This is a genomic window from Bradyrhizobium sp. CCGB12 (genome assembly GCF_024199845.1).
Taxonomy (GTDB): domain Bacteria; phylum Pseudomonadota; class Alphaproteobacteria; order Rhizobiales; family Xanthobacteraceae; genus Bradyrhizobium.
In genome coordinates, this window is the sequence record NZ_JANADO010000001.1 from 5,143,429 (window position 1) to 5,163,171 (window position 19,743).

Genomic DNA, 19,743 nt, shown 5'->3' on the forward strand with positions numbered 1-19,743 from the left:
ATACGTCAGCCTCGCGCGCCCCTCAAGAGCCGGCTTCGCTGCGCCGCTCCTGCGCGTAACGCACCAGCGCCGCGAAACGATAGATGCCGTGCACGAACTTGCCATAGGGCATAGTGACGAACAGCGCGAACACTGCGCCGAGATGCAGCGCCAGCAGCGGCCCCATCGCAGAGGTCTCGCGCAGGATCAGAAGAGCCATGCCCGTGAGGCCGGTCAGGAACAGCATGGCGATGAAGCCGACATCCATGCCGTAGCTGCTCTCATCGAGCAGCGCGGGATCGCGCCGCATCTTGGCCATGAACAAGCCGATCGGCCCGACGATGAGACCGATGCCGCCGAGCGTGCCCAGCACGACGGGCAGGTCCCACCACGGATACGGCGCCTCGCGTCCCCAGAGATAGTGATACAGCGTGGCGACCGACGTCGCGGCAAAGCAGAGCAGGAAGCCATAGAAGGTCAGGTGGTGATAGGGCTTGCGCCGGTCGGTCGGCTTGTCGTCCTCATTATAGCAGCCGACGCCACCGCCGTGGAGATAGCGCAGTTCGCCGGCGTCGCGGATCGCCTGGAAGATCGAGCCGCCGTCGGCGCGGCCGCCGATCGGCCCACCGATGTCGCGCCAGAACGCACGGACGCTCATGACGAGCGCGAGAATGGCATAGAGGAACGCGGCGCTGAACAAGGCGGCCATCGCATTGTGCGGCATCAGCTTGTAGAAGGCGCCGGGGCCGGTGTGCACGCCGAACAGTACGCTGCGGTCGTTTAGGGCGGCGAAGCCGAGGATGAAGACGGCCATGCTGAGCGCGGCGACAATGCTGATCACGAGCCCGTTCCGCGCAAACGTGCCAGACAACGCCCGCGGCCAAGCATAGGCCGCATAGGACTCGGCGCGCGCAATTGCCAGCGTCTTGGGAACGTTGACGTTGAACTCGTGCGGCGGCGAGAACTGGCAATCGACATAACAGGCGCCGCAGGAATGGCAGAGGTTGGCGAGATAATTGAGATCGCCATCGGAGAAGGCGCGGCGCATCTCCATGGCCGGAAACACCGCGCACAGGCCCTCGCAATAGCGGCAGGAATTGCAGACCGTCATCAGACGGTCGGCTTCGTCCAGAATCCTAGTTCCGTGCATGTTTCGCCGCTTCCCGTCCTGCGATCCGCCCGAACACGCTGCCGATGGTCATGCCCATGCCGGCGGCATAGCCCTTGCCGAGCACGTTGCCGGCCATGATCTCGCCGGCCGCGAACATGTTTGCCGACGGCTTGCCGTCCGCCATCAGCATCCGCGCTTCCTTGTTCACGCGCGTGCCGAGATAGGTGAAGGTGATGCCGGGCCGCACCGGATAAGCGAGATAAGGCGGCGTCTCGATTTTGCGCGCCCAATGGGTCTTGGGCGGCGTGATGCCCTCGGTCACGCAATCGTCCAGGATCGTATGATCAAACGTCCCGGGCCGCACCGCGGCGTTGAACTCCGTGATGGTCTTTTCCAAAGCAGCCGGATCGAGTTCGAGCTTGCCGGCAAGCTCGGCCACCGTCTGTCCGGCGATCGGCGGGAACAGGGTCGGCATGAAGCTCGTGATCACGGTGGAATCGAAGATGATGTAGGCGATCTGATCGGGCTGCGCCGCGACCAGCCGGCCCCAGATCGCGTAACGCTTCGGCCAGATATCCTCGCCCTCGTCGTAGAAGCGCTGCGCATGCTTGTTGACGACGATGCCGAACACCACCGAGTCGTGGCGGGTGATGATGCCGCCGTCGAATTTCGGCGCGCGGGCATCGATCGCAACCGCATGGCACTGGGTGGGATCGCCAACCTCCTGCACGCCCTTCTCGAGCAGCATCTTCAGGATCGAGCCCCGGTTATAGGGCGTGCCGCGGATCAGGAAATTGTCGGCGGCCTCGCCCCAATATTGCTTGAGCCATTCGATGTTGGCCTCGAACCCGCCGGCGGCGGCGACCAGCGCGGTGGCGCGGATCTCGGTCTCGCCGTTGATCGGCCGCTTGAGGCGCGCGGCAAGGAACATGCCGTCCTCGAGCACGAGGTCGGTGACCTCGGCGTCGTATGCGACCTCGACGCCAAGCTGCTCGGCGGTCAGGTACAGCGCGTTCAGCATCGCGCGGCCGCCGCCGAGGAAGAAGGAGTTCGTGCGGCCGAGGCTGAGCGTGCCGCCGAGCGAAGGCTGCCAGCGCACGCCCTGCTCCACGATCCAGTTCAGGATGTCCTTGGACTCCCGGATCATGTGTCGGGCCAGCACCTCGTCGGTCTGCCCGCCGGTGACGCGCAGCAGATCCTCCCAGAACTCCTCCTCGGTGTAGGGACCGGTGAGGATTTCGGTCGCCGCATCGTGGGCGCACCGCATGTTGCGGGTATGGCGGGTGTTGCCGCCGCGGTAGAATTTTGGTGCGCCTTCGAGCACCAGCACCGACGCGCCGCCGTGGCGGGCGGCGATTGCCGCGCACAGGGCCGCGTTGCCGCCGCCGATCACCAGCACGTCGTATTTGCTACCCATGCCGTCTGCCCGATGCGACGAAGTTAGAGACATTCTGCCCGCCGACGGCTGCGGTGAACCCGATCCATCATTGCGTACTTTTGTATACAAAGATATACATTGGCGGCGCAAGCGGCATCTCTGCATGGGCAGGATGCGCCTTGTTTCGAGGAAAGCATGGCCAGACGCCCGGCAAAGGCAGGTGGAACGATTGCGCGCGGGGCCGGCGTGGCGTTGGGCGAAGCCGTGTTCCGTTCGCTCTGCGAGGCGCTCCAGGCCGGCAGCTACCGCGCCGGCGATCGCTTGCGCGAGGAAGAGGTCGCGCAACGGCTGAAGGTCAGCCGCACCCCGGTTCGCGAAGCTCTGGGCCGCCTCGCAGCGCGCGGCTTCGTCGAGCCCGCCGGCGGCCGCGGGCTGATCGTGCGCAACCTCGACATCTCCGAGGTGCTCGAGCTCTACGCCATGCGCGAGATCATGGAAGGCGCCGCCGCGCGCCTCGCCGCCGAGCACGCCTCGCGGCCCGAGATCGACGCACTCAGGGATATCGAGCAGGGTTTCGTCGAAGCGTCGGAGACCGACGCGGCCGAGATGGCGAGGCTCAATCGCGCCTTCCACGAGGCCATCTGCCGCGCCGCGCGCAACCGCTATCTCGACAACGCGTCGCGGGAATTGCAGGACTGGATTGCCCTGCTCGGCCCGACCACCTTCACGGTGACTGGCCGCCCCTCGACCAGCCACGATGAGCATCAGGCCATCATTGACGCCATCGCCGCGCGCGACGGTGACAAGGCCGAGCAGCTTGCGCGCGCGCACATTCGCGAAGCGCTGCGCTGCCGGCTCAAGCTGTTGCAGAAGCAGTAGGCCGCTGGCTCAAGCTTCGAAGACGCGCGCGAGCAACCAGTAGCCGCCGAGCAGACCGATCACCGCGGACACCGCATAGACCAGCCCCGCCGCTCTCGCCGGCTCGGATCGATCCTGAGCAGTCAATCTATCGGCAAGTGCGAGGATCGGCAGCACCACCGCGACGACCGCAACCTGTCCGATCTCGACGCCGACGTTGAAGGCGGCAAGCGCCGGCACCACTGCGTTCGGTGGCAGGCCGATATCGCGAAGCGCGCCGGCGAAGCCGAAACCATGGACCAGTCCGAACAAAAAGGCGATACGCCAGCGCTTGTCGACATCGCGCGCAAAGAAATTCTCCACGGCCACGAAGACGATCGAGGCCGCGATCGCCGGCTCCACAATGCTGCTCGGGATGACGAGGACGTTCAGCGTGGCCAGCGACAAGGTGATCGAATGGGCGACGGTGAAGGCCGTCACGATCTTGACGACGGGAATGAGCCGTCTCGCCCACAGCACCACGGCAATCAGGAATGCAATGTGATCGTAGCCAAGGAAGATGTGCTCGATGCCGGTGAGCAGATAGCGCTGCATCGTCGACCACAGCGGCGGCGGCGCGGTCGAGAGCGTGACCGAGGTATCGCCGGCATCGAGCAAGGCCTGCGTCTCCGATTTGCCTTGCGCAATCAGCACGACCTGGCGCGCGGCCGGATCCTTCTCGGTCAGCACGGTGGAGCGATAGATGATGTCGCCGGCGGCGTTGGCGCAGGCAAAGCTGTTGCGGTAGATGATGCCGTCGCCGTCGGCCAGGATCGCGGCATGTCCGACCAAACAGGCCCTGCCACCGCCTGTGACAGCCAAATGCGTGCTCACATAGGCGAGGATTGCGGGCCTGGCCGCTTCGACCGCGGCGGGATCGACCGCGTCCTGTCTCGCATCGTGAATCCTCGTGCCGATCAGGCGATCGATATCGCTGCCCTTCATTCCGAGCTCGACGCTCACCGTGCGATCGGGGGCCAGCGCCACGCGCGCGGTGACGAGGTTGACCTGATGCGCCTCAGCCGGAAGGCCGATGCCGAGCAGCGCCGCGAGCCACAGCAGCCGCGGCCACCTCATGATCCCACCCCATTGCCGTCACGCCAGCACATCGGCGACAACTGCCTTGAGGACATCCCGCACGTCGGCAGGCCTCAGCCGCACCTGCAAGCCGCGCTGACCCCCGTTGAGAAAGACCTGGTCATGCGCAAGCGCACTCTGCTCGATCACGGTGCGCACCTGTTTGCGCTGCCCGAACGGGCTGATGCCGCCGACCTTGTAGCCGGTGACGCGTTCGGCCTCTGGCGGCTTCATCATCTGCGCCGACTTGCCGCCCGCGGCGATGGCGAGCTTCTTCATCGAGACCTCCTGATCGGACGGGACGATCACACAGACCGGCTTGCCGTCGACCTGCGCCATCAGCGTCTTCAAGACACGCGCGGGATCTTCCCCGAGCGCCGATGCGGCCTGCAGCCCGATGCTTTCCGCATCGGGATCGTAGTCGTAGGCGTGAACGGTGAAGGCAGCACCGGCGGTCTCAAGCGCGCGCGTGGCTGGGGTGGCTTTGGACATGAGCCAAATCTACCACCGTCATTGCGAGGAGCGAAGCGACGAAGCAATCCAGAATTTCACCGAGGAGGCGGTCTGGATTGCTTCGCTTCGCTCGCAATGACGGTGTGGGCGCAGATGAGCGTCACACCCACGGTGTCGTCCCGGCGCAGGCAGGGACCCATAACCCCAGGGAGCAGTTTGGCGGAAGCTAGTCGTTCGGTACTGCGACCATCCGCAATCGATGAATCACGCGGTGGGTCCCGGCGTTCGCCGGGACACAGCAGTGGGTTGGCGGCAGCGTGCCGCCCAACGACGGCGGAGTCTTACTCCGCCGCGTCCCGCATCTCGGCCCGTTCGGCTCGCGCCGCGCAGAACTTGAATTCCGGGATCTTGCCGAACGGATCGAGCGCGGGATTGGTCAACAAGTTCGCCGCCGCCTCAGCGTAGCAGAATGGCATGAACACCATGTTCTCCGGCACGTCGCGGTCGGAGCGGACCTTGACCTCGACGGCGCCGCGGCGGGTCTCCAGACGGATGAAGTCGCCGGGTACGAGCTTCTTCTTGCGCATGTCCTTGGGCGACATGAACGCGACCGCCTCGGGCTCGATCTGGTCGAGCACTTGCGCGCGGCGTGTCATCGAGCCGGTGTGCCAGTGCTCCAGCACGCGGCCGGTCGACAGCACCATCGGATATTCGTCGTCGGGAATCTCGTCCGGCGGGATGACCTTGGCCGGCACGATCTTGCCGCGGCCGCTCGCGGTCGGGAAGCCCGTGGTGAAGATGATCTCGTTGCCGGGCTTGTTCGGATCGTCGACCGGATAGGTCACCGCGCCTTCGCGCACCAGCCGCTCCCAGGTGATGTTCTTCAGCGACGGCATCAGCTCTGCCATCTCGGTGAAGACGTCGCCCGGGCCGGAATAATTCCAGGGCAGGCCCATACGCTTGCCGATCTCCTGGATGATCCAGAGGTCCTGCCGCGCATCCCCGGGCGGCTTGATCACCTGGCGCGCGAGCTGCACGCGGCGATCGGTGTTGGTGAAGGAGCCGTCCTTCTCGGCAAAGGCCGAAGCCGGCAGGATCACGTCGGCATGGAACGCAGTCTCGGTGACGAAGAGATCCTGCACCACGAGATGATCGAGCATCGCCAGTGCCTGGCGCGCATGCTGGAGATCGGGGTCGGACATCGCGGGGTTCTCGCCCTCGATATACATGCCCTTGATCTCGCCGGCATGGATCGCGTTCATGATCTCGACCACGGTCAAGCCGCGGACGGGATCGAGATCCTGCTGCCAGAGCTTCTCGAAAGCGCCGCGCATGTCGTCGCGGCTGACCGGCTGATAGTCCGGCAGGAACATCGGGATCAGCCCGGCATCGGAGGCCCCCTGCACGTTGTTCTGGCCGCGCAGCGGATGCAGGCCGGTGCCGGGGCGGCCGACCTGGCCGGTGATCAGCGCCAGCGCGATCAGACAGCGCGCATTGTCGGTGCCGTGGACATGCTGGCTGATGCCCATGCCCCAGAAGATGATCGAGGATTTTGCGCGCGCATAGGTCCGGGCGACCTCGCGTAGGGTCTGCGCCGGGATGCCGCAGATCGGCTCCATCTTCTCCGGCGTGAACTCCTTGATCTTCTCCTTGAGGTCGTCAAAGCCTTCGGTGTAGCCGGCGATGTACTGGTCGTCGGTCAGGCCCTCGGTAATGATCGTGTTGATCATCGCGTTCAGCATGGCGACGTCGGAGCCCGGCTTGAACTGCAGATGCTTGGTCGCATGACGCGACAGCGTCTGCCGGCGCGGATCCATGACGAACAGCTTGGCGTCGTTCTGCTTGACCGCGTTCTTGATAAAGGTCGCGGCGACCGGATGGTTTACGGTCGGGTTGGCACCGATCACGATGATGACCTCGGCGTCCATGGCGGCCGCGAACGGCGCCGACACTGCGCCCGAGCTCAGGCCTTCGAACAGCGCCGCCACCGATGAGGCGTGACACAGCCGGGTGCAGTGATCGACATTGTTGGACCCAAAACCGGTGCGCACCAGCTTCTGGAACAGATAGGCCTCTTCGTTCGAGCCCTTGGCCGAGCCGAAGCCCGCCAGCGCTTTCACGCCCTTCTCGTCGCGGATCTTGACGAGGCCCTTGGCGGCGATGTCGAGCGCCTCCTCCCAGCTCGCCTCACGGAAATGGGTGAAGGGATTGGCGGGGTCGACCTGGTCGTTGGCATCCTTCTTCGCGTTCGGCAGCCGCACCAGCGGCTTGGTCAGGCGATGCGGATGGTGGATGTAGTCGAAGCCGAAGCGGCCCTTGACGCAGAGACGATTGTGATTGGCGGGGCCGTCGCGGCCCTCGGCGTAAATCACCTTCTCGTCCTTGACCTCATAGGTCACCTGGCAGCCGACACCGCAGAACGGGCACAGCGAATCCACCTTCTTGTCCGCGTAGGTGACGCGCGTCTGCTGATCGTCCAGCATCACGGCCGGCATCAACGCGCCAGTCGGGCAGGCCTGAACGCATTCGCCGCAGGCAACGCAGGTGGACTCGCCCATGGGATCGTCGAAATCGAACACGATCTTCGAGCCATGGCTGCGATAGGCCATGCCGATGACGTCGTTGACCTGGACCTCACGGCAGGCGCGCACGCAGAGGCCGCACTGGATGCAGGCATCGAGATTGACGCGCATCGCCGGATGGCTGGCGTCGGTGGCCCAGCGCTCGGCAGCGGGGAAGCGGCTCTCGGTGACACCTGTCGTTTCGGCCCATTGCCAGAACTTCGAATCCGGATCGTGCGAGGTCTCCCGCGCCGGCTGGTCGGCGACGAGCAGCTCCATCACCATTTTCTGCGCGGCAGTCGCACGCGCGGACTCGGTCTTCACCTTCATGCCGACCGACGGCGTGCGTTTGCAGGACGCCGCGAGCACGCGCTCGCCCTCGATCTCGACCATGCAGGCGCGGCAATTGCCGTCGGGGCGATAATCCGGCGCCGGCGAATAGCAGAGATGCGGGATGTCGCGGCCCTGACGCTTCGCGACCTGCCAGATCGTCTCGCCGGGTTTGGCCTCGACCTGCTTGCCGTCGAGCTCGAACGTAATCTTCGTCATTCGGCCGCTTCCTTGAACTCGTCAGGGAAATATTTGATCACGGAGGACAACGGATTCGATGCCGCCTGTCCGAGCCCGCAGATCGAAGCATCGCGCATCGCCTGGCTCAATTCTTCCAGCAAGGCGCGGTTCCAGACCGGCTTCTGCATCAGCAGCGCCGCCTTTTGGGTTCCGACGCGGCACGGCGTACACTGGCCGCAGCTCTCGTCCTCGAAGAACTTCATCAGGTTCAGCGCCGCGGCGCGCACGCTGTCCTTTTGCGACAGGATCACGATCGCGGCCGAGCCGATGAAGCAGCCATACTTCTCCAGCGTGCCGAAATCGAGCGGGATGTCGTCCATCGACGCCGGCAGGATGCCGCCGGATGCGCCGCCCGGCAGGTACGCGTAGAACTGATGGCCGTCGGCCATGCCGCCGCAATATTCGTCGATCAGCTCGCGTACGGTGATACCCGCGGGCGCCAGCTTCATGCCGGGGTTCTTCACGCGGCCCGAGACCGAGAAGCTGCGCAGGCCATGGCGCTCATGACGGCCATTGCCCTTCCACCAGTCGGCACCCTTCTCGACGATGTCGCGCACCCACCACAGCGTCTCGATGTTGTTGATCAGCGTCGGCAGGCCGAACAGGCCGACCTGGAACGGATAAGGCGGCTTGTGCCTGGGCAGGCCGCGCTTGCCTTCGATGCTCTCCAGGAGCGAGGATTCCTCGCCGCAGATATAGGCGCCGGCGCCGCGGCGCATGTGCAGCGTCGGACCGCCCGGCGGCAGCTTTGCGATCTCGCGCTCGAGAATCTCGCGCGAAGCCGGATATTCGTCGCGCAGATAGATGTAGACGTCACTTGCCTGCACCACATGCGCGCCGATCAGCATGCCCTCGATGAATCGGTGCGGATCGCTTTCGAGATAGACGCGGTCCTTGAACGTGCCGGGCTCGCCCTCGTCGCCGTTGATCGCCATCAGCCGCGGGCCGGGTTCGCCGAGCACCGCGCGCCATTTGCGCCCCGTCGGGAAGCCGGCGCCGCCGAGACCGCGCAGCGAGGCGTCGTCGAGCGCCTTCAAGAGATCGTCCTTCGAGAGTTCTCCCGAGCGGATGCGATTGAGCAGCTTGTAGCCGCCGCCGGCGACATAGGCGTCGTAGCCGATATAATCGGGCAGATGCGCGTGGGTGTCGCCGGCCTTCGCCGCCGCCATGACATTGGCAACCGTCGCGTGGTCGACGAAGTTGTGGCCGACCTCGGCAGCAGGCGCCGTATCGCAACGGCCGACACAGGGCGCGCGCACGACGCGGATGCCCGGACCCGACGCGCTCTGCAAATCCTCGAGCAGCTTCTCGCCGCCGAGCATCGCGCAGGTCAGCGAATCGCAAACGCGGATCGTCAGCGGTGCGATGTCGGGCTCGCCTTCCTTCACCACGTCGAAATGCGCATAGAAGGTCGCGGTCTCGAACACCTCGGCGAAGGCAAGCTTCATCTCGTCGGCGAGCGCGGCCAGATGCGCGGCCGAGATCTGGTGATACTTGTCCTGGATCAGGTGCAGATATTCGATCAGGAGATCGCGCCGCCGCGGCCTGTCGCCAAGCAACAGCTCGATCTCATGCGCGGCGGTGGGATCGACCTGGCGGCCCTTGGGGGTCGCCTTGGCGCGCCGGCGTCCCTCACCGGGGTGCTCGAACGGGCGGACCTTGTGCACGTCGTCGCTCATCGATTCGTCTCGATCTCGTCTTTTAGAACAGCTCCAGTTCTAGCCTTTGGCATGCCAGATGCCAAGTAAATTATCAAGCTTGCGGAAGCAGTTAAGCGCGACTCAAAGGCAAACTCCGGATCACTGCCGGACACTGCCTTGCGTTCGTCCAACGCGCCAATTGACAGAACGAAGCCTGAATTGGCCTGGAGATCAATAAAGCCTTCCTATGCTGCGATAGCGAAATCGTATCGCGTTCCCGCTCCGAGGCTACAGGTGCCCTTCCATGCCCAAGCGCTGACCGGTCAGCTTTTGCCCATGCACTCCTCGATATAGAACCAGCGATCGTCACCCGCGAGACCTCTGGCCTTCACGTCCTTGCGGCAGTCCTTGAGCTTCGACTTGTTGGCGCTCCACTTGGCCTTCATGTCCTTGAGCTTCTGCGCGGTCAGCTTGATCTTGCCGGGCTTGGCTTCGGTTGTAGCGGCCGGTTTTACGGCCGGTGCCGCGGCGGTCTGTGCGGACGCGGATTGCAGCGCGCCGGCGACCAACAGCATGGCGGCGGCACAAACGAGTTTACGAACCATCGAATCCCCCAGGGGTAAGTTTGAAACAATCGAAATGAGCGGCGGGAGCGCGCCCTTGGGTGCGCTCCCGCTCGCGATGAATGTGCGATCAGAAGATCTTGACCGCGCTCTCCAGCGTCTTCCAGACACCCCAGAGCAGGGGAACGCCGACGAAGGCCCAGAACATTGCCGCCTTGGCGTCAAGCCCGCCAAAGCCGATGCCGTAGGAGCCGTGCGGTCCCGCGGCTGCAGCGCTGGCGCTGGCCGCCTGCAACTTGGCGACGTCGGCCTCCTTCATGTGCCACTTCGAATCGACCGGCTTGATCAGGTAGTTGCAGATCAGGCCCGCGATCAGCATCGCGCACAGGATGTACATGGTGGTGTTGTAGAGCTGGTCGCGCGGCACGCCGGCCGCGAGCTGGAACTCGCGGATGTAGTTGACCACGACGGGGCCGATGATGCCCGCCGTCGACCACGCCGTCAGCAGCCGGCCGTGGATGGCGCCGACGAACTGGGTCCCGAACATGTCGGCGAGATAGGCCGGCACGGTCGCAAAGCCCCCGCCATACATCGACAGGATGATGCCGAAGCCGACCACGAACAGCAGCTTCGAACCCATCGCCGCGAAGGTCGGCGCCAGCGCATAGAGCACGATGCCGAGGATGAAGAACGTGTAGTAGGTGTTCTTGCGTCCGATCTTGTCCGACAGCGAGGCCCAGAAGAAGCGGCCGCCGATGTTGAACAACGAGAGCAATCCGGCAAAACCGGCCGCGATCGCCGCGATCTGGGCCTTCTGCCCGGCATCGAGCGCGTTGAAGCCGACGTCCGGCAGACCGATCAGCTTGCCGGCGAAGATCTCCTGCAGCATGGGCGAGGCCATGCCGATCACGCCGATGCCGGCCGACACGTTCAGGCACAGCACCCACCAGATCAGCCAGAACTGCGGCGTCTTGTGCGCATCGTTGAGATGGACGTTGTTCTTCGAGATCATCGCGTTGGCCTTGGACGGCGGGGTCCAACCCTCCGGCTGCCAGCCGGGCGGCGGCAAGCGATAGCGGAACGCACCGATCATCATGAACACGAAGTAGATGACGCCCATCGCGACGAAGGTCTCCCAGACGCCGACCGAGGTCGGGGTCTTGAAGTAGTTCATCAACAGGTTCGCCAGCGGCGCGCCGATCATGGCGCCACCGCCGAAGCCCATGATGGCCATGCCGGTCGCCATGCCGCGACGATCCGGGAACCATTTCACAAGCGTCGACACCGGCGAGATGTAGCCGAGGCCGAGGCCGATGCCGCCGATTACGCCCGAACCCAGCCACAGCAGCCAGAGCTGATGGGTGTAGATTCCGATCGCGCCGAGGAAGAGACCACCGCACCAGCAGAGCGCCGAGACGAAGCCCGCCTTGCGCGGTCCCACGCGCTCCAGCCAGCCGCCCCAGACCGCAGCCGCGATACCGAGCAGCACGAAGAACAGGGTGTACATCCATCCCATGCTGGCGACCTTCCAGTCGCAGCTGGTCGTGAACAATTCCTGCCACAGCGACATGTCCGGGCAGGCCTTCGGCGCGGACATGCCGATCGCGCGTGACAACGGCAGCCAGAACACCGAGAAGCCGTAGGCCATGCCGATGCACAGATGGATGCACAGCGCCGCCGGCGGCACCAGCCAGCGATTGAAACCGGCCGTCGCGATCGTGCGTTCACGATCGAGAAAGCCGGAAGCACCAACCGGTGCAAGAACGGTATCGGCAGTCGACATAAGCATTACCTCCCAAGCGCGGCCTTGCCGGCACATCGGTTGAGACCGGTCGTGCGTGCTTGACAGCCGCGCATGACAGGCCGGACTTCATGTCGAAGTGGAATGGTCTGGTGCGCATCGCGTCATGTGCGCCGAGCAAGCAGCTGATCGCGAGTGATGTCCCTTCACCTCGCAAGCAGCGTTGCAGTGACGGCTATCGCGCCCTCATCCCCCCTCAACACCCTGTTTTGATATGAGCAACGCGCGTGCCAGAAGCCGCATCGTGATGATTCAACGACTTCCCGCAGTGCAATGCGCCGCACCGGACAGAATGTCCTGAAATCCTCGGACAAAATGTCCAATCAGGTTGCTTCCGGCAGCCACACCGTGAATGTACTCCCCGAACCGACGCGGCTCTCGGCCGTGATCTGCCCGCCCTGACGCTTGACCAGCGTCTGGCTGATGGAGAGCCCCAACCCGGTGCCTTGCCGCCGTTTCGTGGTGTAGAAGGCGTCGAATATCTTTTCGATCACCTCGGCGCTCATGCCGATGCCGGTATCAGTGACCTCGATGGCGACGCCTTGCCGGCCGTCGCGCTCGACATCGTAGGAGCGGAGCGTCAGGGTTCCGCCGTCCGGCATGGCGTGGATGGCGTTGACGATGAGATTGACCAAGACCTGGTGAAGCTCATTGCGGTTCATCAGCACGAGCCGGTTGGCGCGGTCGTCCCTGACCACGGCGATCTCGGTCTTGTTCAGGAGATGCTGCACCAGCGGCAGACAGTCGGAGATGATGCTTGTCGGCGCATGGCGCTCGACATAGCCGGCATATTCCTCCGGCCGTGCAAACTGCAGCAGCTTGGTCACGATCTGGCTGATGCGGTGGATCTGCTCGTCAAGCAGGCGGAACTCGACCTTCGCCTTGTCGGCATCGGCCCCGAACACGCTGCGGATGACGTCGAGATTGCCCTGCATCACCGCGATCGGATTGTTGATCTCGTGTGCAACGCCGGCGGTGATCTCGCCGATCGCGGCCAGCTTCTCGGACATGATGAGCTGCTTGGTGGTTGCCTCGAGCTTGAGATTGGCGTGTTCGAGGTCTCGGGTGCGCTCCCGCACGCGAACGTTCAGTTCCTCGTTCCATTCCCGGAGCTGTCGGTCGCGTTCCTGGATCTGGTCGAGCAGGCTGTCGAGATGAACCGCGACGCGGCCGATCTCGTCACCCGACACCGGCATCTTGGTGCGGGCGGAAAGATTCCCGCGCTCCACCTCGCTGATCGTCGCCGTGACAAGCTCCAGCGGCATGAAGATGGAGCTTGCCCAGCGCAAGAAGATCGGCACGGTCGCGGCCGTGATCGCGATGAACGCAGCGATGATGATCACCAATGTCTGGTATTTGGCCTCGCTGAACGGCTTCTCCAGAAAGCCGACATAGAGCATGCCGACCCGCTTGCCATAACTGTCGACCAGCGGTTCGTAGGCGGAGATGTACCAATCATTGACCACGAAGGCGCTGTCGAGCCAGGTGCGCCCCTCGCCCAGCACGGCCGAGCGCACCGCCGCCGACACGCGCGTGCCAAGCGCGCGTCGTCCCTCGAACAGACGGACGTTGGTCGATATCCGCACGTCGTCCAGGAACAGCGTCGCGGTGCCCTGGCTGCCTTCCGGCAGGCTCGCCGCGCGATAGACGAGATCGTTGATCGTGTCGATGAACTCGAGATTCTGGTTGAGCAGCGTGCCGCCGACCAACGCAGCCGCGCCACCGTCCGGCAGCATCGCCCGGCTCGCCGCATGCACGACCATGCCGCGCGTCTCCGTGCTGCGGTCGGTCGGCACCGCGTTCGGCGTCGGCACGAGGTCCAGTCGCGCGCGCTCGGCCAGCGCCGGCGAAATTGCGGCAAGCTCGTCATTTCCGAAAATGTCGACGCCCGTTGCAGGAACCTGGCCCGACAGCGCCGACATGATGATCGGCCAGTCGCTTCTCGGTTGATGCTGCAGCGGCGGCGATGAGGCCAGGACATCGCCGCGACCGTTGGTCAGATACAGGAAATCGAGACCGATCTCCTTGCGGGTCTCCTCGAGCAGATCCCGTAAGGAGTCGCGCGCATCCGGCGCCAGCACCTCCTGGAAGCGCGCCGACAGGCCGAGCGCCCGGAGCTGGACGCCGGTCTTCTCCAGGATGCGGGCGAGATATTGGTGGGCGATGGTGAGATCGCCGTTGACCTTGGAGATCAGCGTTGCGTCGAATTTCGCATTCCAGCGGTAGATCGCAACGCCGAGCAGCAGCGGCAGGATGACCAGCATCGGCAGCAGCGCGATCGCGAGCAGCCGGAAGCGGACAGAGCGTCCCCGCACGAACTCGCCGCTGCGGCCGGCAGCATCAGACATCCCACAACGCGCATTTGCGGTCGATGGTCTTGCGCGAGATACCGAGGCGTCGAGCCGCCTCCTCGCGATTACCGTTGACCTCTTTCAGCACACCGAGAATGTGACGGCGCTCGAGCTCCGCGAGACTGTCGGCAGGCGCCGACTGACCGTCGTTGCGCGGACCGGCGAAATCGTCGGGGAAGGCACCGAGGATCAGCGTGCGCTCGATCAAATTGCGCAGCTCGCGCACATTGCCCGGCCAGTCATAGCTTGCGAGCGCCGTCCGCACCGAGGCGTCGATCGGCACCGGCGGCATGCCGAGCTGAACCGACAGCTTGCTCATGAACATGGCGGCAAGCTCCTGCACGTCGTCGCCGCGATCCTTCAGGAGCGGCAGGCGGATCTGCATCACGTTGAGCCGGTAGTACAGATCAGCTCGGAAACGCCCCCTCTCGACCTCCTTCTGAAGCTCGGCATTGGTTGCGAAGATGAAGCGCAGGTCGACCGGAACTTCACGCTCGGAGCCAACCGGACGGACCCGACGGTCTTCGAGCACGCGGAGCAGCTTGCTCTGCATCGGCAGCGGCAACTCTCCGATCTCGTCGAGGAACAGCGTGCCGCCATGCGCATACAGGAATAAGCCCTCGCGCCCCGAATCGGCGCCGGTGAAGGCGCCCTTGATGTGTCCGAACAGCTCGGCCTCGATCATCTCGGGCGGGATCGCCGCGCAATTCACGGGCACGAAGGGCTTGTCGGCACGGTCGGACAGCGAGTGGATCGAGCGCGCCGCCACTTCCTTGCCGGTGCCGGACTCGCCGGTGAGGAGGACCGACGTCGGCAGACCCGCAACGCGCGCGATGGTCTCGCGCACGCGCAGCGTCGCTGCCGACTGTCCGATCAGATTGTCGCGCAGAAAGGTGCGGTCGGACGAGGCACGCAAAGCATAGCGCAGCACATAATTCTCGCGCTGGAGGCGGACGCGGTCGAGGCATCGCGCCACCGCGTTGAGGATCTGGTTGGAGCGAAACGGCTTGAGCACGAAATCGGCCGCGCCGGCGCGCAGGGCCTGGATCGCGGTGTCGAGATCGGCATAGGCGGTGATCAGGATGGCGTCGGCGAAAAAGCCGACGGCGCGCTGCTCAGCGAGCCAATCGACGCCATTCTTGCCCGGCATGATGTTATCAAGAATGACGACGTCGTAGCGGTTGGAATCGAGCTTGCGCGAGGCCTGGTCGGTATCGGCAGCCTCATCCACCAGCTTGCAGCGCGGCGCAAGCGTGCGCACCAGGAAATTGCGCATGCCCGGCTCGTCGTCGACGATGAGGATGGAGGCCTGCGCCAGCGCGCTGAACTCGGGCCCCGCCGTGGCCTTGCCGAGCTTGACGGCAGGCTCGCGGCCCACCGCGGGACTTGCGGCTGCACTTGCCCTCGATGTTGAGAAAGTCATCCCCGATGTCTTAGGTTTGAGATCATCCACCGCAATAATCGGCGCTTTTCGCATTGCAGCGAAGTTCCAGCCGCTTCCCACACAGGCGCAGCATAGTCAAACGTCGCCGCCGTGAATATTCGCCTTTCTACGGGGCGTCGCTCTTTTCGACCAGGAACACGATGCGCGCATCGTTGCGCTCGGTGATCTCGACCTTGTCGCCGGTTTCGCGGATCAGATTGGGGATATCGATCACCGAGAGGGGATCGGTGCAGTGAACTTCGAGCTGGTCCCCCGCCCTGAGCGGTTTAAGCGCCTTGCGCGTCTTGAGCGCCGGTAGCGGGCACTTCAGCCCGGTGAGATCGAGTGTCGTCCTGGTCATCGCCGCACCATGGCGGGGCGGAGCGGTGGCGTCAACGCACGAGGCATCAGATCAGGCTGGCGTAGGACAGGAAGCCGACGCTCTGCCCGGGCTCGACTCCCGTGATGGATTCTCCGAGCTCGACCAGGCCGGAGGTCTCGACCAGGGACGACAACAGCCCCGCGCCCTCGCGCGGAAACTTGGTTACCTCGAGCCCACCGTCCTGCCCCTTGCGCAGGAAGACGCGAACATATTCGCGCCGGCCCGCCTTCTTCTTGTAGGTGAACGCGGCGCGCACAGGGATCGGCAAGAGTGGCTCCGGCAGGGCACCCGCCAGGGCCAGCACCGTCGGCCGCACCACATGGACGAAAGTGACGAAGCTCGCGACGGGATTGCCGGGCAACCCGATCAGCGGCGTGCCGTCGATGATGCCCATCGCCACCGGCCGCCCCGGCTTGATCGCCATCCGCCACAACACCAGCGAGCCGACGCTCTCGACTGCCGCCTTGACGTGATCCTCCTCGCCGGTCGAAACACCACCGGTGGTGAGGATCAGATCATGGCGACCTGCAACCTGCTTCAAGCCATTGGCGAGCGAGGTTCGCTCGTCACGCAAGATGCCGAGATCGCTGACCTCGCAGCCGAGCCGGCGCAGCATCGCCATTAGCATGAAACGGTTGGAATCGAACAGCTGTGAGGCCGCGCGCGGCTCGCCGGGCGATGCCAGTTCGTCGCCGGTCGAGAACACCGCGACGCGGATGCGCCTGATCATTTCGAGCTGCGTCAAGCCGAATGCTGCGGCAAGGGCGACATGCTGCGGCAGCAAGCGCTGGCCGGCGCGCAACACGATATGTCCTTCGGGAATGTCCTCGCCTGCGGGGCGGACATTGGCGCCCGGCTTCAGCCCCGGCGGCAGCACGATTCTGCCTGATACGTCGATGCGGACATCTTCCTGCATGAAGACGGCTTCGGCGCCCGGTGGCATCGGCGCGCCCGTGAAGATGCGCGCGGTGTGGCCGGGCTTGATCGGTGCCTGCGCGAGACCACCGGCCTGAATACGGCCGTCGAGCGGAAGCGCCTGCTCCGCCCTATCAGGAAGATCCGCGTTGCGCACGGCGTAGCCATCGACGGCGGAGTTGGTGAACGGCGGCAGCGGCAGCGGCGCAGCAACGTTGCGCGCCAGCACGCGGCCGTCGGCATCGACGAGCGCTACCGTTTCGAGATCCGCAATCGCGTTGACGCGCGTCGTGATCAGGCCAACGGCCTCGTCGACCGACATCATCGGGCCGCCGAAGGCAAAGCAATCGTCCGACAGTTGCGCCATGGTGCCTCGTCAGCGCAGCGCAGCGCTTTTTGCCACCGCTTCCTCGACCGGCATCGCCTCGCGCAGCAACAGTGCCGCGGCGCCCGGGATATCGTCGAGATGGACAGTCGGCAGCCTTGTGTCAACCGCGACGTCGGCCGCAATGCCGGCAATTCCGGGATCGTCGGGAAACAGCAGCGGCTTGCCGTTGGCGGCGCGATGCACCTCGATCTTGCGGTGCGGCTCGCGCTTGAAGCCCTCGACCACGACGAGATCGACCGCGGACAGCTTGCTCAAGAGTTCCGGCAACCGCGGCTCCGCGGCGCCACGCAGCTCATGCATCAGGGCCCAGCGGTTCGCCGAGGAGATCAGCACTTCGGCCGCGCCGGCCTCGCGATGCCGCCAGGAATCCTTGCCGGGCACGTCGACGTCGAACCGGTGATGCGCATGCTTGATGACGGAGACGCGCAGCCCCTGCGCGTTGAAATGCGGGATCAGCCGCGTCAACAGCGTGGTCTTGCCCGCACCGCTCCAGCCTGCAAGGCCGATGACTTTCATAACCGTTCGATCTCCGCCAACAGCTCGCCAGCCGATGGAACCTCCGGTCTGTCCCCGTCATTGCGAGCGCAGCGAAGCAATCCAGGCTGTCTCCGCGGAAAGATTCTGGATTGCTTCGCTGCGCTCGCAACGACGAGCGGAGGCATTTTGCCCATTCCCCGCCATGCTTATATCGGCTTGACCCGAATGTCATGCTAACCTCGCGGCCATGATGAAGACCGACAAAACCTTGGCGCCCCTGATTCTCCCTGACACGGACGACCCGCGCCTGACCCAGAGCGTGGCCGGGACCGACCAGACCGGTGCCAGGGTCGAGATCAAGGTCCCGATGGAGCGGCCGCTGACGCTCTACCTGAATTCGCAGGAGATCGTCACCATGATGACGATCGGCGACTATCCGGAATATCTGGCACTTGGCTATCTGCTGAACCAGAACATGCTGAAATATAATGACGTGGTCACCGAGGTCGAATACGACGACGACCTCCAGGTCGTGGTCGTACGCACCTCGCACCACACCAATTTCGAGGCCAAGCTGAAGAAGCGCACGCAGACCTCGGGCTGCGCGCAGGGCACCGCCTTCGGCGACCTGCTGGAGGCTGTCGAGAGCGTCGCGCTGCCGAAGGCGGAGCTGCGCACCTCCTGGCTCTACCAGATGACGCAGACCATCAACACCATGCCCTCGCTGTATCTCGAGGCCGGCGCGATCCATGGCTGCGTGCTGTGCAAGGAGGGCGCCCCACTGTGCTACACCGAGGATGTCGGCCGCCACAACGCCGTCGACAAGATCGCGGGCTGGATGTACCGCCACGGCGTCGATGCCTCCGACAAGATCCTCTACACCACGGGGCGCCTCACCTCGGAGATGGTGATCAAGACCGTGCGCATGGGCATTCCGATCCTGGTGTCGCGCTCCGGCTTCACCGCCTGGGGCGTCGATCTCGCAAGGCAGGTTGGCCTGACGCTGGTCGGCCGCACCCGTGGCAAGCGTTTCATCGCGCTCGCGGGCGAGGAGCGCATCGTCTACGACCAGGACCTCGCCTACGTCGAGGAGGAATCGGCCAAGCACAAGCGCAAGGGTGAAGGTGGTGACGACTAGTTTTCCGGCAACGAGTGTTCCGTCGACTCTTGGCGTGCTGCTTGCCGGCGGTCTCGCACGGCGCATGGGCGGCGGCGACAAGCCGATGCGCACCATCGGCGGTCGCACCATCCTGGCGCGCGTGATCGCGCGCCTTGCGCCCCAGTGCAGCGGGCTGATCCTCAATGCCAACGGCGATCCCGCACGTTTCGCCCCGTTCGGCTTGCAGGTCGTCGCCGATGACGTGCCCGGCTTTCCCGGACCGCTCGCCGGCATTTTGGCTGCGCTCGACTGGACTGCAGCGAACCGGCCGGAGATCGCGTGGGTGCTCAGCGCCGCCGGCGACTGCCCGTTCCTGCCGCGCGATCTCGTCGCTCGCCTGCACGATGCACGGGAGCGCGAGAACGCGGAGCTCGCAGTCGCTGCATCGGGCGATCAGTCGCATCCGGTTATCGGCCTGTGGCAAGTCGCCTTGCGCAACGAGCTGCGCCACGCGCTGGTCGTCGAGGACCTCCGCAAGATCGACCGCTGGACCGCGCGCTATCCGCTCGCGACGGTGACATGGCCGACCGAGCCGCTCGATCCGTTTTTCAATGCCAACACGGTCGAGGACGTCGCCGAGGCCGAGCGGCTGGCGGCCCTCGATGAGTCCTAGCGATT

Annotated in this window: 16 protein-coding genes; 3 read left to right on the plus strand and 13 right to left on the minus strand. The window is 64.8% G+C overall.

The window, feature by feature from the left end:
- Positions 1-22: 22 nt before the first annotated feature.
- On the minus strand, positions 23-1,129 hold the full coding sequence (tcuB, locus tag NLM27_RS23940) for a tricarballylate utilization 4Fe-4S protein TcuB (RefSeq protein WP_254145672.1): 1,107 nt from the start codon (positions 1,127-1,129) through the stop codon (positions 23-25).
- Complete coding sequence (gene tcuA / locus NLM27_RS23945; RefSeq protein ID WP_254145673.1) at positions 1,116-2,507, minus strand: FAD-dependent tricarballylate dehydrogenase TcuA; 1,392 nt, start codon at positions 2,505-2,507, stop codon at positions 1,116-1,118. Before tcuA ends, tcuB begins: the two co-directional genes overlap by 14 nt.
- 156 nt (positions 2,508-2,663) lie before the next feature.
- Here tcuA and NLM27_RS23950 point away from each other — a divergent pair, with 156 nt between their 5' ends.
- Positions 2,664-3,347: a GntR family transcriptional regulator gene (locus NLM27_RS23950; RefSeq protein WP_254145674.1), complete on the plus strand. Its 684-nt coding sequence runs from the start codon at positions 2,664-2,666 to the stop codon at positions 3,345-3,347.
- A gap of 9 nt (positions 3,348-3,356) precedes the next feature.
- On the opposite strand, the gene NLM27_RS23955 is transcribed toward NLM27_RS23950, so the two are convergent.
- The 11 genes from NLM27_RS23955 to mobB form a co-directional block, all read right to left on the minus strand.
- Positions 3,357-4,442 (minus strand): HupE/UreJ family protein, encoded by a 1,086-nt coding sequence (locus NLM27_RS23955; protein ID WP_254145675.1) that lies wholly within the window; start codon positions 4,440-4,442, stop codon positions 3,357-3,359.
- A gap of 18 nt (positions 4,443-4,460) precedes the next feature.
- Positions 4,461-4,934: a Cys-tRNA(Pro) deacylase gene (ybaK, locus tag NLM27_RS23960; protein WP_254145676.1), complete on the minus strand. Its 474-nt coding sequence runs from the start codon at positions 4,932-4,934 to the stop codon at positions 4,461-4,463.
- A 302-nt stretch (positions 4,935-5,236) separates the two neighbouring features.
- A complete protein-coding gene (gene fdhF, locus NLM27_RS23965) occupies positions 5,237-8,005 on the minus strand; it encodes a formate dehydrogenase subunit alpha (protein WP_254145677.1) in 2,769 nt (922 codons plus the stop codon).
- A complete protein-coding gene (locus NLM27_RS23970) occupies positions 8,002-9,705 on the minus strand; it encodes an NADH-ubiquinone oxidoreductase-F iron-sulfur binding region domain-containing protein (RefSeq protein WP_254145678.1) in 1,704 nt (567 codons plus the stop codon). Before NLM27_RS23970 ends, fdhF begins: the two co-directional genes overlap by 4 nt.
- A 284-nt stretch (positions 9,706-9,989) precedes the next feature.
- Entirely contained in the window at positions 9,990-10,271 is a 282-nt protein-coding gene (locus NLM27_RS23975) for a hypothetical protein (protein ID WP_254145679.1), read from the minus strand.
- An 88-nt stretch (positions 10,272-10,359) separates the two neighbouring features.
- Positions 10,360-12,012 carry an OFA family MFS transporter gene (locus tag NLM27_RS23980; RefSeq protein WP_254145680.1) on the minus strand — a complete coding sequence of 551 codons (1,653 nt, stop codon included), beginning with the start codon at positions 12,010-12,012 and terminating at the stop codon, positions 10,360-10,362.
- Positions 12,013-12,353: 341 nt separating this feature from the next.
- Positions 12,354-14,378 (minus strand): cache domain-containing protein, encoded by a 2,025-nt coding sequence (locus NLM27_RS23985; RefSeq protein ID WP_254145681.1) that lies wholly within the window; start codon positions 14,376-14,378, stop codon positions 12,354-12,356.
- Positions 14,371-15,804 carry a sigma-54 dependent transcriptional regulator gene (locus tag NLM27_RS23990; protein WP_254145682.1) on the minus strand — a complete coding sequence of 478 codons (1,434 nt, stop codon included), beginning with the start codon at positions 15,802-15,804 and terminating at the stop codon, positions 14,371-14,373. Before NLM27_RS23990 ends, NLM27_RS23985 begins: the two co-directional genes overlap by 8 nt.
- Before the next feature lie 127 nt (positions 15,805-15,931).
- The gene (locus tag NLM27_RS23995) at positions 15,932-16,165 is read right to left on the minus strand and encodes a sulfurtransferase TusA family protein (protein WP_254145683.1); all 234 of its coding nucleotides are present in this window, start codon (positions 16,163-16,165) and stop codon (positions 15,932-15,934) included.
- Between the two features lie 46 nt (positions 16,166-16,211).
- Positions 16,212-17,468 (minus strand): gephyrin-like molybdotransferase Glp, encoded by a 1,257-nt coding sequence (gene glp / locus NLM27_RS24000; protein ID WP_254145684.1) that lies wholly within the window; start codon positions 17,466-17,468, stop codon positions 16,212-16,214.
- A gap of 9 nt (positions 17,469-17,477) precedes the next feature.
- Positions 17,478-18,005 (minus strand): molybdopterin-guanine dinucleotide biosynthesis protein B, encoded by a 528-nt coding sequence (mobB, locus tag NLM27_RS24005; RefSeq protein WP_254145685.1) that lies wholly within the window; start codon positions 18,003-18,005, stop codon positions 17,478-17,480.
- 208 nt (positions 18,006-18,213) lie between these two features.
- On the opposite strand from mobB, the gene NLM27_RS24010 reads away from it, so the two are divergent.
- Positions 18,214-19,104, plus strand: coding sequence for a formate dehydrogenase accessory sulfurtransferase FdhD (locus NLM27_RS24010; protein WP_254145686.1), 891 nt, complete (start codon positions 18,214-18,216; stop codon positions 19,102-19,104).
- Positions 19,091-19,738 (plus strand): molybdenum cofactor guanylyltransferase MobA, encoded by a 648-nt coding sequence (gene mobA, locus NLM27_RS24015; protein ID WP_254145687.1) that lies wholly within the window; start codon positions 19,091-19,093, stop codon positions 19,736-19,738. Before NLM27_RS24010 ends, mobA begins: the two co-directional genes overlap by 14 nt.
- The last annotated feature ends 5 nt before the right edge of the window (positions 19,739-19,743 follow it).

Coding starts and splice junctions, on each gene's coding strand:
- fdhF (WP_254145677.1), bottom strand. CDS start 8,005: ATGACGAAGATTACGTTCGAGCTCGACGGCAAGCAGGTCGAGGCCAAA.
- ybaK (WP_254145676.1), bottom strand. CDS start 4,934: ATGTCCAAAGCCACCCCAGCCACGCGCGCGCTTGAGACCGCCGGTGCT.
- mobB (WP_254145685.1), bottom strand. CDS start 18,005: ATGAAAGTCATCGGCCTTGCAGGCTGGAGCGGTGCGGGCAAGACCACG.
- NLM27_RS23990 (WP_254145682.1), bottom strand. CDS start 15,804: ATGACTTTCTCAACATCGAGGGCAAGTGCAGCCGCAAGTCCCGCGGTG.
- NLM27_RS23980 (WP_254145680.1), bottom strand. CDS start 12,012: ATGTCGACTGCCGATACCGTTCTTGCACCGGTTGGTGCTTCCGGCTTT.
- NLM27_RS23970 (WP_254145678.1), bottom strand. CDS start 9,705: ATGAGCGACGACGTGCACAAGGTCCGCCCGTTCGAGCACCCCGGTGAG.
- glp (WP_254145684.1), bottom strand. CDS start 17,468: ATGGCGCAACTGTCGGACGATTGCTTTGCCTTCGGCGGCCCGATGATG.
- NLM27_RS23975 (WP_254145679.1), bottom strand. CDS start 10,271: ATGGTTCGTAAACTCGTTTGTGCCGCCGCCATGCTGTTGGTCGCCGGC.
- NLM27_RS24010 (WP_254145686.1), top strand. CDS start 18,214: ATGATGAAGACCGACAAAACCTTGGCGCCCCTGATTCTCCCTGACACG.
- NLM27_RS23955 (WP_254145675.1), bottom strand. CDS start 4,442: ATGAGGTGGCCGCGGCTGCTGTGGCTCGCGGCGCTGCTCGGCATCGGC.
- NLM27_RS23995 (WP_254145683.1), bottom strand. CDS start 16,165: ATGACCAGGACGACACTCGATCTCACCGGGCTGAAGTGCCCGCTACCG.
- tcuB (WP_254145672.1), bottom strand. CDS start 1,129: ATGCACGGAACTAGGATTCTGGACGAAGCCGACCGTCTGATGACGGTC.
- tcuA (WP_254145673.1), bottom strand. CDS start 2,507: ATGGGTAGCAAATACGACGTGCTGGTGATCGGCGGCGGCAACGCGGCC.
- NLM27_RS23985 (WP_254145681.1), bottom strand. CDS start 14,378: ATGTCTGATGCTGCCGGCCGCAGCGGCGAGTTCGTGCGGGGACGCTCT.
- NLM27_RS23950 (WP_254145674.1), top strand. CDS start 2,664: ATGGCCAGACGCCCGGCAAAGGCAGGTGGAACGATTGCGCGCGGGGCC.